Here is a 21,806-nt window from a genome sequence, read left to right as displayed (position 1 = left end):
TTTGAGGAGGACAATGATGACTGAAAAATTTAAACGTATTCATGTGATTGTGCTGGATTCGGTAGGTATTGGTGAAGCAACTGATGCTGCAAAGTATGGCGATGAAGGTTGTGATACATTAGGACATACCGCTGCAGCAATGAACGGTCTGAATGTGCCGAATCTGACTAAGCTAGGATTATCAAATATTCGTCCGGAACAACCGATTCTTGGTGTACCGGTGCAAGACAAACCGCTTGCTTATTTTACTAAAATGCATGAGATTTCTGCTGGTAAAGATAGCATGGACGGTCACTGGGAAATGATGGGCCTACCGGTCATGACTCCACTGCACACTTTTCCCAATGGGTTTCCAGATGAGTTGATTCAAAAAATTGAAACCTTTAGCGGCCGCAAGGTGGTTTGGAACAAGCCTGCAAGTGGGACGGAAATCATAAAGAAATTCGGTGAACATCAGATGAAGACGGGTGACCTGATTGTTTATACATCAGGGGACTCTGTGCTGCAGATTGCAGCACATGAAGAGATCATTCCTTTAGAGGAATTGTATAAGATTTGTGAGTACGCACGAGAAATCACCATTGATGAACCTTATCATCTTGGACGAATAATCGCCAGACCGTATGTTGGCACGGCTGCAGATAACTTTGAAAGAACAGCAAATCGTCGCGACTTGACGCTTGTTCCACCTGAAAAGACGGTTCTGGATCTGCTTGCTGAATCTGGACGCGATACTTTGGCAATTGGTAAAATTAATGATATCTTCAGTGGCCAGGGGATAAAGAAAGGTTGGCATACAGTGAGCAATGAAGATGGTATGGAACACTTTATCGCCGTACTAGATCAAGACTTTCATGGACTAAGTTTCACGAATCTGGTTGATTTCGATGCGAACTATGGACACCGACGCGAACCCGTGCTCTTCGGTAAGGCGCTTGAAGTATTTGACCGTCAACTTGGTCAGGCATTACCAAAGCTTACAGAAGATGATTTATTGATTATCACCGCGGATCATGGCAATGATCCTGGATTCAGAGGAACCGATCATACACGGGAGTTTGTTCCACTTCTTGTCTACTCTCCAGCATTCCACGCAGGTCAGGCACTTCCTGTTCGAGAGACATTTGCTGATCTCGGCGCGACGATTGCTGACAATTTTGGTACACAGTTGCCAAAAGTTGGTACAAGTTTCTTGAGTACACTGAAAATGAGGTGATTGATCTTGAGAATGGTAGATATAATCACAAAAAAGCGTGATGGTTTTTCACTTTCTCCGGAGGAAATTCGCTTCTTTATTCAGGGTTACGTCAGTGGAAAGATTCCTGATTATCAGGCAAGTGCGCTTGCGATGGCTATCTTTTTCAGAGATATGACGGATTCGGAAATTGCGGAACTTACACGTGCGATGGTCGCCTCAGGAGATACAGTCGATCTGTCCGCTATTGCCGGCATCAAGGTGGATAAACATTCAACCGGAGGTGTCGGTGACACCACGACACTCGTCCTTGCGCCATTAGTTGCAGCGGTGGGTGTTCCAGTTGCCAAAATGTCCGGCCGAGGGCTTGGATTTACCGGTGGAACGATTGATAAGCTTGAGTCCATTCCGGGTTTTTCTGTTGAAATGACCGGAGAACAGTTTATCACACACGTCAATGGCGATCATATTGCGGTGATTGGCCAGACGGGTGACTTGGTTCCGGCAGATAAGAAACTCTACGCACTTCGTGACGTTAGTGGCTCGATTGAATCCATCCCTTTAATCGCCAGTTCCATTATGAGCAAGAAGATTGCAGCAGGCGCTGATGCGATTGTGCTCGAAGTAACATGTGGCGAAGGTGCTTTTATGAAGAATGAGGAAGACGCAGTTCGTCTTGCAGATACGATGGTCAGAATCGGTAAAAATGTCGGAAGAAAGACGGCTGCCGTTATTACGGATATGTCGCAACCACTGGGTTATGCAATTGGAAATGCTCTTGAGATTAAAGAAGCCATTGATACCTTGAAAGGACATGGCCCAAGCGATCTTGAGGAACTCGTATTTGAACTGGGGAGCCGAATGGTTCAGTTTGCAGGAAAGGCTGAAAATCTGGACGATGCTAGAGGACTGCTTCATCAGGCTCTTGAGCAAGGCCATGCGCTTAATAAATTCAAACAATTCGTTGAAAACCAGGGTGGAGATGCGGGTGTTGTTGATCATCCTGAGCGATTACCGCAAGCGAAATACCAGTTCGAACTTCCAGCAACAGATTCCGGATTTGTTGCAGGCATGAACGCAGATCAAATTGGACTTGCTGCGATGCTGCTCGGTGCGGGAAGAGCAACAAAGGAAGATACGATCAACTATGCGACAGGGATTGTACTCAATAAGAAAATTGGGGATTCGGTGAAGAAGGGTGAGGCATTACTCACCATTCACTCGGATTCTAAGCAGATTGATCAGGTGATCGATAAATTGTATCAGAACATTACGATTTCCGAACAGGCACGCAAGCCCCAACTTATTCATCAAATTATTCATTAATTGATTTATAGAAGGAGACCATTGATCATGACAGATCTTGCAAAATATATTGATCACACAGCACTGAAACCGGAAACGACAGAATCTGAAATTATCAAACTTACTGATGAGGCCAAGAAATTTGGCTTTGCATCTGTATGTATCAACCCTTGCTGGGTAGCGCTAGCTGCAGAACAATTGAAAAATTCACAGGTAAAAGTATGCACCGTCATTGGTTTTCCTCTCGGTGCGTCTACTCCGGAGACAAAAGCATTTGAAACACGTGATGCGATTGCTAAGGGTGCCGATGAGGTGGATATGGTCATCAATATCGGTGCGATGAAAACCGGTCAAGAGGAAGTTGTTGAGGCAGATATTCATGCAGTCGTAGAAGCAGCGGATAAGCGTGCACTCGTAAAAGTTATTATCGAAGCATGTTTATTAACTGACGAGGAGAAAGTACGTGCTTGTCAGCTTGCGGTTCGTGCTGGAGCTGACTATGTAAAGACATCCACAGGATTCTCAACCGGTGGTGCGACGCCGGAAGATGTGGCACTGATGCGGAAAACAGTAGGTGCTGATGTAGGCGTTAAGGCAGCGGGAGGTATTCACTCCAAGGATGAAGCTGAGGCAATGATTGCCGCAGGGGCATCACGTATTGGCGCAAGCTCAGGAGTTAAAATTATGGCGGAAAGCTTTTAAGCAGTAAAGACATTCATAGGGCATTGTGCTTCAATGGGGCCGAAAGGAAAGAGAGATTAACACAGGGCTTAATCAAAGTCTTGCAACTGAAACCTCGTTCTGTGGGAATATGTGTAAAATGTTCTTCGGAGGAAGGCGTGATGCAAGGTGCCTGCGGGATTGTTCCTGATGATCGCGAGCCGAGTGAGCCTGCGGCAAGCGATCATTGATAGCCTCATTCCAAAAAAAAGCTTGTCACATACCTATGGAATAAAGGCTTGAAATCACTGCCTCAACTATGGTATAATTTTCTTCGTGCTAAAAAAGCAAATGATAAGCATTCGCTTTTCGCATGATGATTATAGGGCGTTGGGCAAGTGGTTAAGCCAATGGATTCTCATTCCATGATCGCGGGTTCAATTCCCGTACGCCCTCTATATACTTGTAATCAGTCATCCTCACCTAGTTCATTGGGTTTTGGATGACTTTTTATTTAATTCACTATTGAAAGCGTTTACAAATTAGGATAAAATAAAGGAGGTAAATGTGAACAAAATGTGACAGACCTCGACTATGAATGGGTGTCCAATCATAACAACGTATGCGGACGAGGAGGAGAAGGATCATGAAAAAGAAACGGATTGTCGTCTTGGGCGCCGGTTATGGTGGCTTGCGGGCAATAAAGAAACTTCAAAAGATGAAACCAAATGCGGAATTGATACTCATAGATAAAAACAATTATCACTGTGAAACGACTGCGCTACACGAAGTTGCTGCAGGAACAGCGGATGCTCATGAAATCTGCTATTCAATCAATCAAGTTATTGATCAGAAGAAAACATACTTTATACAGGATACAGTTGTTCGTGTAGAACGAAAATTGAAGCTTGTTCTGTTGCGGAAACACGCACCTGTTCCTTATGATTATTTGCTGATCGGGCTTGGTTTTGAACCGGAATTATTCGGCATTAAAGGTATGGATGAATATGGTTTATTCATTTCAGATATTCCATCTGTTAATAAAATTCGGAAACATATTCAAGATCAGTTTAGACAATGGACTGTTGATCATCTGAATAAACGGCTGATCATTGCAGTAGGAGGAGCAGGATTTACGAGCTTTGAGTTTCTAGGTGAACTTACAAACCGAATTCCTGAATTGATTAAACGCTATAATGTTGATCCTCAGCTCGTGCGTATCGTCTGTATCGAGCCCACACCTAATGCGCTACCGACATTTAACCGTCATCTTGCTGAGTATGGGGCACGCACGTTAAGCGCTCGTGGCGTAGAGTTTGTGATTGGTAGGGTCAGCGGCTTAGACGGTGAAAAGATCTACTACAAAGATGGCGAAGATCCAAAATCATTGCTGGCCGGAACTTTTATATGGACCGGCGGTGTTAGCGGGAGTTCAGTGGTTAACCGTTCAGGGTTTGAACAGCATCGCGGTCGCGTTGTTGTCCAGGAAGATTTGAGCGTTCCAGGCAATCCGGAAATATTGATTATTGGAGACTGTTCGGCAGTTATTGATCCGGAAACGGGACGCCCTTATCCGACTACTGCCCAGATTGCAATGCAGCAAGCCGATTGTGCAGCGTATAATCTGAATGCACGTTTAGAAGGAAAACGTACAAAGCCTTTTGTCTTTAAGTTTATGGGTACTGTTTGCTCACTAGGCAGAGATGATGCGGTCGGAGAGATCATGGGGAGAAATTTGAAGGGCCGCCCTGCATCGATTATGAAGAAAGTGATTGAAAATCGTTCGCTTGTAAAAATTGGCGGCGTAGAGACCATGATAAAAAAAGGGAGATTCAGTATAACAAAATAAATGAACACTAAAGGAGCCGGCAAATGATTCATTGCCGGCTCCTTCGTTAAATAACCCCCATTGTAGACCATTCTTATCTTTTTATTTATTTTGCGGCTATTGCATCTGGAATCTTTGCGAGTGCTTGATCCAGATCGTAAATAATGTCATCAACGGTTTCAACGCCGATAGAAACACGGATCAGTTCAGGCGTTACACCGGTAACTGCTTGTTCTTCCGGAGTCAACTCCGCATGCGTCGTGCTTGCCGGATGAATGATCAGTGATTTTGCGTCGGCCACATTAGCGAGCAGGGAGAACAATTTTACGTTGTTAATCAGTGTTTTTCCGGCTTCCTTTCCACCTTTAACACCGAATGTAAAGATTGAACCTGCGCCTTTCGGTAAGTATTTCTTAGCGAGTTCTCTGTACTTATTCCCTTCTAGCTCAGGATAGTTGACCCATGTTATTTTCGGATGATTATTCAGATATTCTGCAACCTTGCGCGCATTCTGAACATGGCGCTCTACGCGCAGTGAGAGCGATTCGAGTCCTTGCAGGAATAGAAATGCGTTCTGAGGGCTGATCGTTGCACCTGTGTTGCGCAACAACTGGACGCGCGCCTTTGCGGCAAATGCGGCAGGAGCAAGGTCTGCATAAACTAAGCCGCCATAGCTTTTGTCCGGAGTCGTAAAGTCTGGAAATTTGCCGCTTGCTGCCCAATCAAATTTACCACCGTCAATGATAATTCCGCCAATCGCTGTTCCGTGGCCGCCGATGAATTTCGTCGCTGAGTGAACAACGACATCGGCACCGAATTCAATTGGACGAACAAGGTAAGGGGTTCCAAAAGTATTGTCGACGATGAGAGGTATTTTGTTTTCATGTGCGATGTCGGCAACAGTTTCGATATCGAGGACGTTAATTTTGGGGTTACCAATTGTTTCTGCGTAAATGGCTTTGGTATTATCTTGGATCGCACTGCGGAAGTTTTCTGGATCATCCGGATCAACAAACGTTACGTCAATACCAAGTTTTTTCAAAGTGACCGCAAATAGTTCATAGGTTCCGCCGTACAAAGTAGAAGCGGAAACGATATGGTCACCGCTGTTTGCAACATTCAAAATTGCATAGGTGATTGCTGCGAGTCCTGAGGAGGTTGCAAGTGCAGCCGATCCGCCCTCGAGTTGTGCAACACGTTGTTCAAAGACATCTTCCGTAGGGTTCATAATGCGCGCGTACACATTACCGGGCTTCTTTAATTGGAAGAAGTCCGCTGCTTCGTCTGCATCTTTGAATACGAATGAAGTAGTCTGATAGATGGGTACCGCACGCGCGCCAGTGGTTGGATCAGGTACCTGCCCTGCATGGACTTGCAACGTTTCAAAACCATACTGTCTTTCTTCTGCCATGTTCATCTCTCCCTGTTTTCTTGAGTTTTCAATTAAATAAAATCTTAGAAAAGGGGTTCGAGCAGATAAAAAGGCTGATTCCCGCAGAGTGATAGGGAATCAGCCTTTGTCGCCGATACTTCTCTTATCTGCCAGAATTTAATCTGCTGGAATTAACACCATACACAATGTCCTGTGCTGGTTGTCGGGCTTCGTAGGGCCAGTCCCTCCGCCACTCTTGATAAGATTTATTTAATTGCATTTAGCTTAGTATGATTAAAAGTATTTGTCAATAGTAAATACAAAATATTTTCTGATTATTAATAAACAAATAAATAAGAAGGGCATCCGCATGGATGCCCTTCTTAGGATGAACCGGAAACGATTAATAGAGTCCGTCAACAGTTTCTTTTGTGCTGATGTAAATATTCTTTGTTTGCGTATAAGCATCGAGAATGCTCTTGTACGTTTCACGACCAATACCGGATTTCTTATAACCGCCAAATGGTGCACCAGCTGGCAGTTGGTTGTATGTGTTGACCCACATACGTCCGGTGCGAACACTACGTGCAACACGAAGTGCTGTGTTGATGTCACGTGTCCAAACCGCACCACCCAAGCCATAATCGGATTGATTTGCGAGTTTAATGGCTTCGTCTGCATCTTTGAATTTAATGACCGTAGCAACTGGTCCGAAGATTTCTTCTTGAGCAATACGCATATCATTGTTTGCATTGGCAAGAAGCGTTGGTGCCATGAAAACACCTTTATCTAGGTTATTATCAGTCAACTTACGTCCACCGGTGACGAGTTTTGCGCCTTCTTCTTGACCGATTTTAACGTAGTTAAGAATCTTTTCAAGTTGACGGTTGTTGAGCTGTGCGCCCATTTGAACACCGTCTTCCCATGGAAGACCAACATTAACTTTTTCGAATGCTTCTTTTAGTGCACCGACAAATTTGTCGTAGATGCCTTCTTGGACAAAAATACGAGAACCTGCGCAGCAAACTTGGCCTTGGTTGAACAAGATACCAAGTTGTGCACCTTCAATAGCACGTTCCCAAGGTGCATCGTCGAAGAAAATGTTAGCGGATTTTCCACCAAGTTCAAGAGTTGCTGGGATCAGACGTTTTGCAGCGGCCTCTGCCACTTCATAGCCGATCTCAGTTGATCCTGTAAAAGCCAGTTTAGCAAATCCAGGATGATGGAGCATATAGTCACCCGAGTCGGAACCGCGACCTGTGATCACGTTAACGACACCGGCCGGAAGGGCTTGATCAAGAATTTTTGCCAGTTCAAGCAAACTTAGTGATGTTGAAGATGACGGGTGAATGACTACGGTATTTCCTGCGGCGATTGCCGGAGCGATTTTCCACGCTGCCATCAGCAATGGGAAGTTCCAAGGAACAATTTGGCCGACAACGCCAATAGGTTCCTTTAGATTTATTGTCAATGTCGTCTCATCAAGGGCATTGGCAGTACCTTCTTCCGAACGAATAACCCCTGCAAAATAGCGGAAGTGATCCGAACTTGCAGGAACGTCAACTGTTTTTGTTTCACGAAGAGGTTTGCCGTTATCCAACGTTTCAACAAGTGCTAAACGATCTGCGTTAGCATCGATTAAGTCAGCGATTTTTAGAAGAATCGCACTCTTTTCCTGAATGCTTACATCTTTCCAGGTTTCGAATGCTTTTGTTGCCGCTTTCACAGCTGCGTCCACATCGGCATGGCTGGCATCGACAAATTCAGTCAATTTTTCACCGTTGCTAGGGTTGTAGCTTGCTATTTTCTTTCCTTCTGAACCTTCAACCCATTTGCCACCAATGTATAGTTTGTAATCTGTATCGACAGCTTGCGCAAAGACGTTGGCTTGAGTACTCATTGTACATCTTCCCTTCAAGAATTAGTGTAATTAATATCACAACTATATTGTAATACATACCTTCAAAAATGAAAATGAAAACGCTCTCTAAATTAAAAAATAATTATTACAGGACTCATGATCAACCAGATTTCTAATGGAAGGGCTGTTAAATACCCTATCCGATCTTACCTTAAGTCATCTTTAGTCATCATTGCCATCGCACCATAATCAGTAGAAGACATCATTCTAAACCAATGACTGCCTAATTTCAGGCTGTCATTAATTCTCCGCTTTATCTGCGCTATACCATTTCATGCCATTTTCAGTCGCGACGAGCACTTTTGTTGCGACATCCACAAATAATGAAGTATCAAGAACTCCGGAAATAGATCGTAATTGACTGTCAAGTTGTTTAATAGATTCTATTTGAGTTTGATCAAAAAAAACGTCCATTAATAAATGACCATTATCAGAAACTGTGAATCCGTCTTTCGCAGCACTTCGACGCATCTGTACTTTTCCACCGAGTTGTTCAGCCACTCTTGTTACATACGCTGTTGCCTCTTCAATAATTTCTAAGACTACAGGTTTTTCAAAGGTCAGCCTTGGAACAAATTTGGATTCATCAACAAGCAGCACATAATCATCTGCCATTGAAGCAATCAGTTTCTCTTTTGTATGGATGCCGCCTCCACTTTTGAGGGCGTTTAATTGTTCGTCCACTTGATCACATCCATCAAAAGCGAGATCAACGTGATCCACAAATTCTGTGTGTAGCACATTCAAACCATTACTTAAACAAAGCTGCTTTGTCTGTGCGGAAGGGGTGACGATGCTAATATCAAAATTTGGTTTTTCTTTGATGAATTGAATCAGATGGCTAATTGTACTGCCACCGCCCAAACCAATAATGGAATGATTTTGAATAATGTCTAGAGCCTTTTGGGCACACGCTCTTTTGATGTCTTCTGTATTCGTTGTGAACACCCCCATATTGCACAAATGTGATTTTACAATGCATTTGTGCCTCTTGTTGGCTTAAGTATACGCTTTCTTTTTTTTACTGTCAAATGATTTTCCGCTAATTTGACAGAATTATGAAATTATTATTCAATTCAATGATCTTTTTTTTTAAAAGGGGATAAACGAGGAAAGATGATATATATTAAAAAATATTTGTTTATTGAGTTAAATAATGCTAGAATAAATATCCGTTAAAACACATTTGATTAGTCGGAATATAAAAACGAGAGGCTAGTATCAGAGAGCTCAGTGGAATGAGCCACTCAAGTTTGAGGGATTAGAGAGAACGAATTATTGGATTAACGTAACAGGAGGAAAAGAAGTTGAAAAAGTATATTTTAGGTTTGTTTATTGCCCTATTGGCATTTTCATTGGCTGGATGTGGTGCTTCAGGTGGTACATCCAAATCGGAAACGCAATTGGACCAGGTAAAAAGTAAAGGCGTTCTTACCGTAGGTACTGAGGGCACATATGCTCCATACACTTATCATGATAGCAAAACAAATAAATTAGTGGGCTTCGATGTGGATGTTATTCGAGCAGTTGGAAAACGCATGGGTGTTAAAGTTCAATTTAAAGAATCGAATTGGGATTCCTTATTTGCCGGATTAAATGCTAAACGCTTTGACACAATCGCTAATGACGTCGGTGTCACCCCTGATCGTGAGAAAAAATATGATTTTTCAAGAGCATATTCTACTTCACAGTCTGTCATTGTCACAAGAAAAAGTAACACTAAAATTAAGGCATTGAGTGATCTCAACGGTGTAAAAGTAGCACAAGGTCTTTCAAGCAATTACGGTGAGATGACGAAAAAGGCTGGAGCAGTCATCGTTGGTCAGGACGATATGTCAAAAGCACTGAAAATGGTTAGTCAGGGACGTGTTGAGGCAACCGTTAATGACCAGGGTGCAGTACTTCAATATTTTAAGGAAACTAAAGATAAGAATCTGAAAATCGCAGCAATTGTTCCCTCTAATGCAGCGGACATTGCCTTTCCTGTTCTGAAGGGCAGTGGTCTTGACAAAGCCTTTACCAAGCAACTTCAAGCAATGAAAAAAGACGGAACGCTGAAGAAGATTTCTGAGAAATATTTTGGAAAGGATATTAGCAAATAAATGACACCTCTAGTATTCGGGCAAATCACGATTGACTGGCCGCTTGCGGTTCACTCATTCTGGCCAATTCTACAAGGGGGCCTTATCTATACGATTCCATTGACGATTATTTCCTTTGTATTCGGGCTTACGCTTGCAATGGTTTTGGCAATCATGAGGCTGTCGAAAGTTAAATTCATACAAACGATCGCTCGCATTTATATTTCAATAATTAGAGGCACACCACTACTTGTTCAATTGGCAATTATCTTTTACGGATTACCGGATCTCACTATTGAGGTCAGTCCATTCGTAGGTGCGGTCATTGCCTTATCGATGAACGTGGGCGGCTATGCAGCGGAGACGATTCGTGCGTCCATTTTGTCGGTTCCAAAAGGACAATGGGAAGCCGGGTATACAATCGGAATGAACGATGCACAAGTCATGAGGCGGATTATCTTACCACAGGCTGCGCGCGTGTCAATACCGCCGTTATCCAATGAATTTATCAGCCTTGTCAAAGATACATCGCTTGCTTCAACGATTACAGTTACAGAACTGTTTAGACGAGCTCAAGAAATCACGGCAACGAGTTATGATTTTCTTTTACTCTACTCTGAGGCGGCACTGATTTATTGGATCTTCTGCTTCGTCCTTTCAATCATTCAGGGACGAATTGAGTCCCGACTTGATCGCTATGTGACCACGCACTGAGAAAAAGAGGAGGGGCAGAAGAATGCTGCTTGAAGCAAAGGGCATACAGAAATCATATGGTGAAAACCAGATTTTAAAGGGGATTGATCTGACCCTTGAAGAGGGAAAGGTACTTGTCATTATCGGACCATCGGGATCTGGCAAAACGACATTGCTGCGCAGTCTCAATCTTCTCGAAATTCCTGAACAGGGAACTCTGGAACTTGATGGGGATCGTATTGATTACAGTCGCAGGCTAACAAAACGTGAAATTCAAAATATGCGAAGAAAATCAGCGATGGTTTTCCAAAGCCATAATCTATTTCCGCATAAAACAGTGCTTGAGAATGTGGTTGAGGGGCCGATTATTGTACAAAAGATTAATCGGGAACAGGCCGTTAAAGAGGCGCAACAAATTCTTAATGATGTTGGACTTAGTGATTATCAGGATCATTATCCATTTCAGTTATCTGGCGGACAGCAGCAGCGAGTGGGCATCGCACGCGCAGTTGCGCTAAAGCCTAAACTGCTTTTATTTGATGAGCCAACGTCGGCTCTTGATCCGGAATTGGTCTCAGACGTTTTAAAAGTGATGAAGGATCTGGCAGCAAAGGGGTGGACGATGGTGGTGGTTACCCACGAGCTTAAATTCGCTGCCGATGTTGCAGACAAAGTGTTATTTGTTGATCAGGGCACAGTACTTGAAGAGGGAACTCCAGAAGAGGTATTTCAGCACCCGCAACACGAACGAACGAGGCAGTTTTTGAGTAAAGTTTTGAAGCAGATATAATAGTTAATAGGATTATAGAAAACCTGGGTGAAGAACCCAGGTTTTTCTTATGGTCATTTGTTGACACTAAAAGTACAAGTAAATATTTTTGTTACAGATAGTTTGTTAAAAGTCATACGATGAATGAATTATAGTTCATAGGTAATAAATGAGCCAAAGTGTTGTTTACATCATAATGGATCCTTTTTCTCTGCCAACACAGTATTTTGAAAATAAACGGATTAACAGAAAATAATGTATTTATAAATAATTGAAAAGGTTGTAAAATCACCGGTAAATTATTTTTAAAAAGGGGCGTCATTATGGTTAAAAAGAAAAATGTGGCTTTTAATGTGGCCATGGGTGCAGCTTTTCTGATGGCTATGTCGGCAGTAGGGCCGGGATTTCTGACTCAGACAGCAGCGTTCACCGGGCAGCTTGGTGCAGATTTTGGCTTTGCAATCTTAATTTGCATTTTAGTTGATGTCGGTGTTCAGCTGAACATCTGGCGAATTATTTGTGTGTCGGGTAAAAAGGCACAAACACTTGCTAATGAGTTAGTGCCTGGCCTCGGATATCTGCTCACAGCATTAATTGTTATGGGCGGACTGACGTTTAACATCGGCAATATTGGTGGCGTCGGGCTAGGATTTAATGTGCTCTTTGGCATTTCTCCGGAAAATGGTGCATTGATCGGCGGTGCGATTGCACTTGTCATTTTTCTCGTACGCAATGCGCTTCTGGTTATGGACCGCACTGTTCAGCTTCTTGCAGTCGTCAAAGTGCTCTTGATTATCTTTATCGTGGCGATCAGTTCACCACCCGTCGGACAAGCGGCCCTTCATACGTTTGTGCCTTCCCACATCGACTTTTATTCAATCGTAACCATTGTCGGTGGTACGGTGGGCGGTTATATCTCCTTTTCCGGCGGCCATCGGTTGCTTGAAGGCGGGCTGAGAGGAAAGGAAAGCATCCGATATATAAATGGCGGGGCCCTAACGGGTATTGGGGTAGCGTCAATCATTCGTATTCTTCTCTTTCTTGCCGCGTTGGCAGTTATTGCCGAAGGGTATAAGCTCAATCCATTAAACCCGGCAGCGAGCATTTTTCAGTCGGCAGCTGGAGATTTTGGCTATAAATTTTTCGGATTGATCCTGCTTGCAGCCGGAATGACGTCGACTTTGGGTTCAACCTTTACATCCGTGTCCTTTTTAGACTATTCTAAATTTGATGGTGGGGATAACTTCTATCATAAATTACGTCCGTATCTCATTGCTTTCTTTATTGTTTTCTCTACGGCAATCTTCTACTTTATTGGCAGTCCGGCTAAGGTTCTTGTTATAGTTGGCGCAATCAATGGCTTGATTTTACCAATTGCGCTGGCGATCCTGCTGGTTGCTGTGACAAAGAAGAACATTATGGGCTACATGTATAAACATCCATTATGGTTGACCATTTTTGGCTGGGTTATTGTCGTGTTTATGGCTTATGCAGGCGTACAATCCGTCATTAAGGGTTTTTCATCGATCTTCTGAAAAGTGTTTGTGAAAAAGGAATGATTAATAATGACTCAAATTGATTTGAATTGTGATCTAGGCGAGAGTTTTGGTCATTATGTGATTGGACATGATGAACAGGTATTACCGCTGATTACCTCAGCAAACGTTGCCTGCGGTTTCCATGCCGGTGACTTTTCAGTTATGCATCAGACGGTAGACCGGGCAAAGAAAAATGGTGTGGCGATCGGTGCACATCCAGGTCTGCCGGATTTGAAAGGATTCGGCCGGAGAGAAATGAAGGTATCACCTACTGAGGTTTATGATATGGTGGTCTACCAAATTGGAGCATTACAAGCGATGACCGTAGCACAAGGAACACGTATGAATCATGTTAAGCCTCATGGTGCTTTGTACCATATGGCTTCAGATCAACAAAAAATTGCTGAAGCCGTCGTTCAGGCTGTTGTGGATGTGAATCCTGATTTGCTACTTTTTGGTATGGACGGCACTTTCTTGACTAAAGTGGGTGAGAAAGCGGGCCTTCATGTGATTTATGAGGCTTATGCTGATCGAACGTATCAAACGGATGGGTCGTTGACACCGCGATCAATGCCGGATGCATTAATCGCAGATTCTGGTCAGGCTTTGGCTCAGGTCCTTGAGATGATTCAATACGGAACGGTCACAACGACGACCAGAGAAAAGGCGAACGTTCGTGCCGAAACGATCTGTGTTCATGGTGATGGGACGGCAGCACTGGCTTTTGCTGAAACGATCAGACGTGAGCTACAAGATCGTGGGATAACAATAAAGGCATGGCTTTAAGTAATGGAGATGATGAGCAAATGATGGATCGCTTAAGTCTTGCACGCAAAAGGCCATATGTTCATTACCGATCAAAAAGATACTGTATTTAGTATCCTATAACTGTAGTTGAGACATAAAATTCATTTAAACTTGCCACTGGGCAAGTTTCTTTATTAAGGGGCAACAGCGATATGAAGATCGAACCTTTTGGCGATCAGGCCGTTCGGGTCATTTTTGGCGACAAGATCGCTCCTTCTGTTCAGTTTCAAATCAACCAGTTTCTTATCCAATTTGACCGTTCTCCTTTTCATGGATTTATTGAGTATGTTCCTGCATATACAAATGTTGTCTTCTACTATAATCCGTTTGACGTTATTCAGGGTGGAAGGAAGGATTGCTCTGCCCAGCGACAGGTCATGGATTATTTGGAGGCTCTGTTCAAGCGTGTAGATCGCAACTCAGGAAATGAAGGAAAAAGGCGGGTGATCCATATTCCGGTATGCTATGGCGGTATATTTGGACCGGATCTCCATGAAGTAGCAGCCCTCCATCATTTAACACGCGATGAAGTCATTGCCAAGCACTCATCACCCGATTATTTAGTGTATATGCTTGGTTTTGCACCGGGTTTTCCATTCTTAGGCGGACTTCCTGAAGAACTGGCAACGCCGCGACGGGCAACCCCACGTCTGAAGATTGCTGCGGGATCTGTTGGTATTGCCGGGAAGCAAACCGGCGCCTATCCTCTGGAATCTCCAGGTGGTTGGCAAATTATTGGCAGAACGCCAATCCCATTGTTCACACCAAAGGTGAATCCGCCTACTTTACTTACTGCCGGAGATCTGGTTAAATTCGATCCGATTACAGAAGCGGAGTATGTGCGATTGAAGGAGGAACACTCATGACACTAACATTGCTTCAAAAAGGTTTTGCTTCGTCTGTTCAGGATCTGGGACGGTTTGGGTTTCAGAGATATGGAATTATTGTTGGCGGTGTTATGGATCCTCCTTCAGCAAAGCTGGCCAACTGGTTGGTTGGAAATCTGGAGTCTGCAGCATTAATTGAGTATTCGTTTATAGGACCATCTGTACTTTTTACTGAAGATACACTGTTTGCGCTCACAGGTGCCGATAGTCATCCAAACCTTGACGGACGTGAGATTGGAACAGGAAGACCGTGCCTTGCAAGAAAAGGAGAGATCCTGACTGTTGGCGGACTTGTCTCGGGAAGCAGAGGTTATCTTGCTGTCGCAGGGGGCATTGATACACCTGAATGGTTTGGCAGTCGCTCCACCTATGAACGGGCGGGACAAGGTGGTTTTAAAGGAAGATTGCTACAGGATCAAGATCAATTACCGATTGGCAAACCATCAGAATTGGCAACGAGAATTCTGAAAGAGATGTCACATTCGGGGGCAACGACGACCCAATGGTTCTTTTCCTTTCGCAGGACATATCGGGGAACGAAAACGATCCGCATCATTCCCGATATGCTTTGGAATCGTTTTTCCGAAGACAGTCGGCATGCATTCCTGAGCACTGATTATCAAATTACTGCATCATCTGACCGTATGGGTTACCGATTGGAAGGTAAGAAACTTGAATTGGATCAACCGCTTGAACTCTACTCAGAAGCAGTGACCAACGGATCCATTCAGGTTCCCCGTAGCGGACAACCGATTATTCTTCTGACGGATCATCAGTCAACCGGCGGTTATCCGCGTATTGCACAGGTTGCTTCGGTGGACTTGCCGGTGCTCGCTCAGTTGGCACCGAACAGTAAACTGCATTTTCTTCAAATATCTGTTGAAGAAGCCGAAACACTGCTTGTAAACCATTGGAAAGACTTGGATTGGCTGCGAAGAAAAGTGCAAGCACAATTGGTTTCTATCCTACATTAAATCTCATGGTGGATTTTAAATTTACGGCTAATTAGCACTAATCTTATTCGTGTAAGAATCTATTTCCATGCAAACTACTCGGTACTTCCGGGAACAGGCCGCTTGTCCTAATCTGACATATAGTCTTGTTTTACTAATAGGTAGGTGTAAAAGTTTCTCGGAGGGATAATGCACTGAATGATATAACGGTTTGAGAATGGCTTGGTGCGAGATGCTCACGGCAAGCGAGCACCGAAAGCCCCAACCGAGAAAAGGTTAACACATACTTCTAATAGGTTCCCTTTGCTAAGCTATTTTATTAGACCTATAATGAGTGTTGATGAACTTGTACATTAAGGAGGAGAATGAATTGGCAAAAGAAATCTCGGCATCAATGATTGATACTTTTTCCGACAACATTCGAAGCGTCGCAGAAAATAAAGTGGTTAAAGATGCAGTCATGAAAAACGGTATTAAAGCAGCGACTTTAAATAGCGATGCCCATGTGTCTATGAATCCCGTATTCTCTGAAGAAATTGAGACCGGTAAAGTAACAGATCAAAAGCAAAGCGGCAGATGCTGGATGTTTGCTGCACTGAATACATTTCGTCATAAATTAAATGATGCTTTCAATCTCAAAGACTTTGAACTCTCACAAACTTACACATTGTTCTGGGATAAGTTTGAGAAATCAAATTACTTCCTTGAAAGTATCTTGGATACGGCAAAAGAACCTCTTGATGGACGTCTTGTCTCATGGTTGATGGATACACCACAACAGGATGGTGGCCAGTGGGATATGCTCGTCGCAATTATCGAAAAGTATGGCGTTGTGCCGAAACAAGTCATGCCGGAGACTTTCCAAAGTAGTCGCACTCTTGAGTTGAACCGTGTACTTGACAGCAAATTACGTGAAGATGCTGGTATTCTGCGTAGCTTGAGTGCAGACGGAAAATCAAGAGGAGAGCTTGAAGAAGTAAAAACAAAAATGCTCGGTGCGATCTATCGTATTCTTGCTTTTTCACTGGGTGAACCACCGAAGACTTTTGATTTCGAGTATCGCGATGAGGACAATGGCTTTCATCGAGAAATTGGCATTACACCGCAAGACTTCTTTAAGAAATATGTCGGTCTTGACTTGAACGACTATGTTGCGGTGATCAATGCGCCAACAAAAGACAAACCTTTTAATAAAACGTATACGGTCCAATATCTTGGTACGGTCGTTGGCGGACATCCGATCAAATATCTGAATGTTGATATGGAAACGCTGAAGAATCTGGCAATCAGCCAAATTAAGGATCAAGAATCCGTGTGGTTTGGTTGCGACGTTGTTAAATACTCAGATAATACGCTTGGAATCATGGATACCGCATTGTTTGATTATGATACAGCGTTTGGAACTGAATTCAAAATGACAAAGGCAGAACGCTTGGACTACAAACACAGCTGCCTTTCCCATGCGATGGTACTCACCGGCGTGAACCTTGTTGATGGCAAACCGAACCGTTGGAAAGTAGAAAACAGTTGGGGCGAAAAATGGGGGACAAAAGGTTATTTTGTAATGAGTGACGCATGGATGAATGAGTATACTTATCAAGTTGTAATCAACAAGAAATACCTTTCTGATGAACTGAAGGCCGCTTTCGAACAAGAACCGATCGAATTAAAGCCTTGGGATCCGATGGGTGCACTTGCTGTCATGCAGTAACATTTGAACGTATAGGCTGCTCTGAACAATTCAGAGCAGCTTTTTATTATGTATTTTTTTAATGTAATCTGCAATGCGCGAAAACGAATGCAAAATATTTGAGAAAATTTGGGAATAAAGCCGCTCGCCTATTGTTCGAATACTTGTGGAAGAGTTATACTAAATGAAATGATATATTTTTAGATTTATCTTTTGTTTTACATAATTATTTCTTGTTTGAGTGTTTTTCCCCAAACTTTTACCTCGTGCACATCAGGCAGTTATCCCCGAAAGGAGTCATTAGAAAGTGAATGCTCATTATCGTATTAAGTACACGCATTTTTCATTCGTTCTTGTGGTTATTTTGTTACTAAGTCTATTTTCTGATTATCCCGTACAAGCAAAGAAATCTTATACATATTACGTACATAAGACTTCCAAATTGTATACGAATTCTAGCAGTTCTAAGCAGTTCATGCGCTATGTTCCAATCAATGCCACATTAAAGACAACAAGTAAACGAACGAGTAAAATGTTCAGAGTGACTTACGGTGGAATGACCGGTTACGTTTATCGCTCAAATTTATGGACCCGAAGAACGACGATTGGCCGTTACATCCATAAAACATCCTATCTCTACTCCAGCCGTAACAGCTCGAAACAACGCGTTTGGAAGATTGCTATAAATAAGAAGATTACAACAGACAGTAATCTTAACTATAAAATGTATCATGTGAATTACAACGGCAAAAGAGGCTATGTATACAAGAGCAATCTGTCCTCCTACAAAACAACAGTTGTGAAATATGTGAAGAAAGCGTCCAGACAATACAAAAACTACAGCCGTACAAGACGTTATTCGGGAACGATTCCAGTTGGCACAAGACTAGAGACGCAAAGTCCCCAATCGAATAAGCTCTATTGGGTTAATTACAATGGTAGAAAGAGTTATGTCTATGCGGTTAATCTATCAAATAGTTCAAATGATGTGACAATCAGTGAAAATCAATTGCCAATTAACACATACGGGTTGATTGGTGATGCAGGTACACATGCACTTTGGAATATGCCGAGCGGAACAGAGGGATCACATACGTTTGCAAGACTCTCTGATTACAACGATGGTCGTCCATTAAGTATTCTTAAAGAAGCAAAGGTTGGTACTTCAGAGTGGTATCAAATTAAATTTAACAGTTCAACGACTGCATGGGTTGTTAAAAGCGCAATACAAACCACATTTAGAGAACTGCCAGCACTTTCAAAAGTGCAGGACATTACAAATAACAACGCGCAAATTTATAGCCAGCCAGTTGAAAATGATAAATTTGCTATAAAAGATGATAACAACCAAAATGTTACATTAAAAGTGTTTCAAGTTGCACTGAGTGTTGATCAGGTCGCAGTCATAGATGGTCAACACTGGGTGCATATAAAGAAGTATACTGCAGGTACGTCTGTAGGATGGGTCAAAGCAGATGGCAACTTAAACTATAGTTCAGTATCAAGCACGGCAGACTTTAATTATTTAAATAGTGTTAAAGTCGCTAGCAGTTCTTATCCTATTTTCAATGATAATAATGAGTTTATTACGTACAGTAGCGACTATTTAAATAACAATTATTCCGTTAACGCTGAAAAAGTCATTAACGGCGATATGATGTATCGACTGAATGGAATCGGGTGGATTAGTGGTAGAGCATTAATTGTATCTGGAAACCAGACAAGATCATATAATGTTTTCACTCAAACTAAAGATGGTACAATTTATTTGAATCAAAACACTAATAATAGCAACTATCCAGCTGGTAATTCCGGTTTAACACTTTTAAATGATGCTTATAAAAATAAGATGCTTGAAGTTATTGATCAAAAGCAGACCTCTGACGGAACTGTTTGGGATTTCTTGAAGTATAATGATTGGTTTGATCAACAAGGTAAGGATGTATATATTGGCTGGGTACGTGACGATAGTTTGGAAGCATTGGCTGATGCCACGAACAGTTTTAGTCAGAAGCCGGTATTAACGATTCCTTATTCAGTAAGCCAGCAAGGCCTTGCTTATTACAGCGATGGTCAATACTTTATCGGGTTCGATGAAGGTGGCGGTCTGGGGAGCGTTAAATTATATGATAAAAATGCCTCGAAGCTTGCGGACAGCGGTCTTCAAAATTTTGGTCATACATGCGCGTTAAGTTATGATCCGAGCAGTCACAAACTTTTTGAAGTAAATAGTGCGGGTACCACACCAATATTGAACACTTTAAGTTATGATTCGAGCAGCAAGACAATCAAAGTAACCAACAGTATTTCACTTCCTGACAGTGTTAAGTATGTTGCGATGATGGCTGTAAAAGATAAAAACACACTGATCCTCATGACTGAAAAATATGCGAACAAAGAAACGTTTTATGTCGTTCATTTGGATGATAATGGGAATGTCTCCGGAGATATTAAGATTGCGCAAATGGGCGATATGGGTGTTGTTCAAGGGATGCAGTATTTTGATGGAAACTTGTACTTTATGGCCAATGACTACCTGACCGTTTTGGATGAGCAGAGCGTGGAAGATACTGCCAATGGTCCAAACGGACACTCGATAATCATAAACCAGCGCTACCATTATTCCATTCCAAAACAAGATCCGAGTGAAAGTGAAGGATTGACCGTTATCCCTGAAGAAAGTAATGATAAGCTCGTCACTTTGTCTGTCGGATTCCATAACCATGAAATTTATACACTTCAGGTACCAGTCAGTAAATAATGATTATGTTGCTAAATGCCGAACATCAAAGGATGTTCGGCATTTTTTTACAGAATAATGATGATTTGTTGGGTGATTGAGCATTGAATATGATTTATAACAAACCTTAAATACACTATGGTTCGGATTAATTTTTGATTAAACAGTGAAACTTTTTCTTAAAACAAATGTAAATTAATAGAAGCTGCAGATTTTGTTTTGCATCTCCATCTCAAAACCACTAAAATAAAAATATAATCTGTTCCTATTACTAGATAAATAATTTGGACAGGAGAAGAAGGAGAAGCGAAAGCAGAAACTATGAATGTACTGATCGGATTTTTGCAAAAACAATCAGTTAGACGTGTCCTGATCTTTGCCTTGCTGATTTTCATCCTCTTTTTAATGAGAAGTATTATTGATTTATTATTACTAACTTTTATTTTCTCATTTCTGATTGACCGACTGGAAACATTCCTACACCGCAAGTTAAAAGTTCCGCGGCGGCTGGTGGTCATCGTCCTTTACTGCTTAATCGCTTTGGGTATTTACGCAGCACTGACGATCTACTTACCGATCATTGCGGATCAGACGGTTCAGCTCTTTGATTCTATAATGAAAACGATCAAAGAATTCCGTGGTTCGGTGGTGGTCAATGCTATTTTGGATCAGCTCCAGAAGTATAATGTTGAATCTTATCTGAAATCCAGTGTAAAATTTCTGATTGATTCATTTTCTTCTTTTGGCTCATTTACTATTGACCTGTTTCTGGCTTTGCTCCTTAGCCTGTTCTTCTCATTGGAAAAAGATCGGTTGGTTCAATTTTCGAATGGATTTAAGCATAGTAAAATAGGGTTCCTGTATGATGAAGTAGCGTTTTTCGGATCGCGATTTGTTCAGACATTTGGAAAAGTGATCGAGGCACAATTTGTCATTGCCTTAGTAAACACAGTGATAACAGGAATTATATTGGGTATCCTTCACTTTCCACAGTTATTCAGTCTGATCATGATGGTATTCGTGCTCAGCTTGATTCCAGTAGCCGGTGTTGTGATTTCTTTGATTCCGCTCTGCACAATCGGCTATACAATTGGCGGTATTCAGGATGTGATCTACATGGTCCTGACCATTCTCGCTGTCCATGCTGTGGAAGCCTATGTGCTAAATCCAAAATTGATGTCGGCCAAAACGGAATTACCGGTTTTCTACACCTTTGTTGTCCTGATCTTTTCAGAACACTTTTTCGGAATATGGGGATTGATTGTCGGACTACCGATTTTTGTCTTCCTTATCGATGTGCTTGGTGTAGAATATAAACGACCGTCAAAAAAACCGGTGTTTAATCGATCAAAAAAATAAATATACTA

General features: G+C 42.3%; 17 protein-coding genes, 1 tRNA gene and 1 riboswitch. Of the genes, 15 read left to right on the top strand and 3 right to left on the bottom strand.

Features of this window, described 5'->3' with window-relative positions; all coding sequences use genetic code 11:
* The first annotated feature begins 16 nt into the window (after positions 1-16).
* The 5 genes from NIE32_RS03425 (at position 17) to NIE32_RS03405 (ending at position 5,009) form a co-directional block, all read left to right on the top strand.
* Positions 17-1,216: a phosphopentomutase gene (locus NIE32_RS03425; protein ID WP_253053286.1), complete on the top strand. Its 1,200-nt coding sequence runs from the start codon at positions 17-19 to the stop codon at positions 1,214-1,216.
* Positions 1,217-1,222: 6 nt separating this feature from the next.
* Complete coding sequence (locus NIE32_RS03420; protein WP_253053032.1) at positions 1,223-2,521, top strand: pyrimidine-nucleoside phosphorylase; 1,299 nt, start codon at positions 1,223-1,225, stop codon at positions 2,519-2,521.
* A 27-nt stretch (positions 2,522-2,548) separates the two neighbouring features.
* Complete coding sequence (gene deoC / locus NIE32_RS03415) at positions 2,549-3,202, top strand: deoxyribose-phosphate aldolase (protein WP_253053031.1); 654 nt, start codon at positions 2,549-2,551, stop codon at positions 3,200-3,202.
* A gap of 342 nt (positions 3,203-3,544) precedes the next feature.
* Positions 3,545-3,616: transfer RNA gene (locus NIE32_RS03410), tRNA-Glu, on the top strand.
* 190 nt (positions 3,617-3,806) lie between these two features.
* Positions 3,807-5,009: an NAD(P)/FAD-dependent oxidoreductase gene (locus tag NIE32_RS03405; protein WP_253053030.1), complete on the top strand. Its 1,203-nt coding sequence runs from the start codon at positions 3,807-3,809 to the stop codon at positions 5,007-5,009.
* Between the two features lie 85 nt (positions 5,010-5,094).
* Here the strand turns inward: NIE32_RS03405 and NIE32_RS03400 are convergent, their stop codons facing one another.
* The 3 genes from NIE32_RS03400 to rpiA form a co-directional block, all read right to left on the bottom strand.
* Positions 5,095-6,399, bottom strand: a complete 1,305-nt coding sequence (locus NIE32_RS03400; RefSeq protein WP_253053028.1) for an O-acetylhomoserine aminocarboxypropyltransferase/cysteine synthase family protein — start codon at positions 6,397-6,399, stop codon at positions 5,095-5,097.
* Between the two features lie 121 nt (positions 6,400-6,520).
* Positions 6,521-6,626, bottom strand: a riboswitch (SAM riboswitch).
* 137 nt (positions 6,627-6,763) lie between these two features.
* The gene (locus tag NIE32_RS03395; RefSeq protein WP_253053026.1) at positions 6,764-8,260 is read right to left on the bottom strand and encodes an aldehyde dehydrogenase family protein; all 1,497 of its coding nucleotides are present in this window, start codon (positions 8,258-8,260) and stop codon (positions 6,764-6,766) included.
* Positions 8,261-8,521: 261 nt separating this feature from the next.
* On the bottom strand, positions 8,522-9,229 hold the full coding sequence (gene rpiA, locus NIE32_RS03390; protein ID WP_253053024.1) for a ribose 5-phosphate isomerase A: 708 nt from the start codon (positions 9,227-9,229) through the stop codon (positions 8,522-8,524).
* Positions 9,230-9,588: 359 nt separating this feature from the next.
* Between rpiA and NIE32_RS03385 the strand changes: the two genes are divergently transcribed.
* From NIE32_RS03385 to NIE32_RS03340, 10 genes are all read left to right on the top strand, one after another.
* Positions 9,589-10,383 (top strand): transporter substrate-binding domain-containing protein, encoded by a 795-nt coding sequence (locus NIE32_RS03385; protein ID WP_253053022.1) that lies wholly within the window; start codon positions 9,589-9,591, stop codon positions 10,381-10,383.
* Positions 10,384-11,076 (top strand): amino acid ABC transporter permease, encoded by a 693-nt coding sequence (locus tag NIE32_RS03380; RefSeq protein WP_253053020.1) that lies wholly within the window; start codon positions 10,384-10,386, stop codon positions 11,074-11,076. It abuts the gene before it with no gap.
* Between the two features lie 25 nt (positions 11,077-11,101).
* Positions 11,102-11,845: an amino acid ABC transporter ATP-binding protein gene (locus NIE32_RS03375; protein WP_253053284.1), complete on the top strand. Its 744-nt coding sequence runs from the start codon at positions 11,102-11,104 to the stop codon at positions 11,843-11,845.
* A 302-nt stretch (positions 11,846-12,147) separates the two neighbouring features.
* Positions 12,148-13,359, top strand: a complete 1,212-nt coding sequence (locus tag NIE32_RS03370; protein WP_253053018.1) for an NRAMP family divalent metal transporter — start codon at positions 12,148-12,150, stop codon at positions 13,357-13,359.
* Positions 13,360-13,389: 30 nt separating this feature from the next.
* Positions 13,390-14,148, top strand: coding sequence for a LamB/YcsF family protein (locus tag NIE32_RS03365; RefSeq protein ID WP_253053016.1), 759 nt, complete (start codon positions 13,390-13,392; stop codon positions 14,146-14,148).
* A gap of 173 nt (positions 14,149-14,321) precedes the next feature.
* The gene (gene pxpB, locus NIE32_RS03360) at positions 14,322-15,035 is read left to right on the top strand and encodes a 5-oxoprolinase subunit PxpB (protein WP_253053014.1); all 714 of its coding nucleotides are present in this window, start codon (positions 14,322-14,324) and stop codon (positions 15,033-15,035) included.
* Complete coding sequence (locus tag NIE32_RS03355; protein WP_253053012.1) at positions 15,032-16,030, top strand: 5-oxoprolinase subunit C family protein; 999 nt, start codon at positions 15,032-15,034, stop codon at positions 16,028-16,030. Before pxpB ends, NIE32_RS03355 begins: the two co-directional genes overlap by 4 nt.
* Before the next feature lie 349 nt (positions 16,031-16,379).
* A complete protein-coding gene (locus NIE32_RS03350) occupies positions 16,380-17,720 on the top strand; it encodes a C1 family peptidase (protein ID WP_290443421.1) in 1,341 nt (446 codons plus the stop codon).
* Between the two features lie 286 nt (positions 17,721-18,006).
* Positions 18,007-20,460 carry a GW dipeptide domain-containing protein gene (locus NIE32_RS03345; RefSeq protein ID WP_253053010.1) on the top strand — a complete coding sequence of 818 codons (2,454 nt, stop codon included), beginning with the start codon at positions 18,007-18,009 and terminating at the stop codon, positions 20,458-20,460.
* A 300-nt stretch (positions 20,461-20,760) separates the two neighbouring features.
* Positions 20,761-21,798, top strand: a complete 1,038-nt coding sequence (locus tag NIE32_RS03340; RefSeq protein ID WP_253053008.1) for an AI-2E family transporter — start codon at positions 20,761-20,763, stop codon at positions 21,796-21,798.
* The last annotated feature ends 8 nt before the right edge of the window (positions 21,799-21,806 follow it).

The sequence above is a fragment of the Sporolactobacillus kofuensis genome (genome assembly GCF_024125425.1).
Classification (GTDB): Bacteria; Bacillota; Bacilli; order Bacillales; family Sporolactobacillaceae; genus Sporolactobacillus; species Sporolactobacillus kofuensis.
The sequence above is the reverse complement of the archived record's forward strand: the minus strand, read 5'-3'. Positions and strand labels throughout refer to the sequence as shown.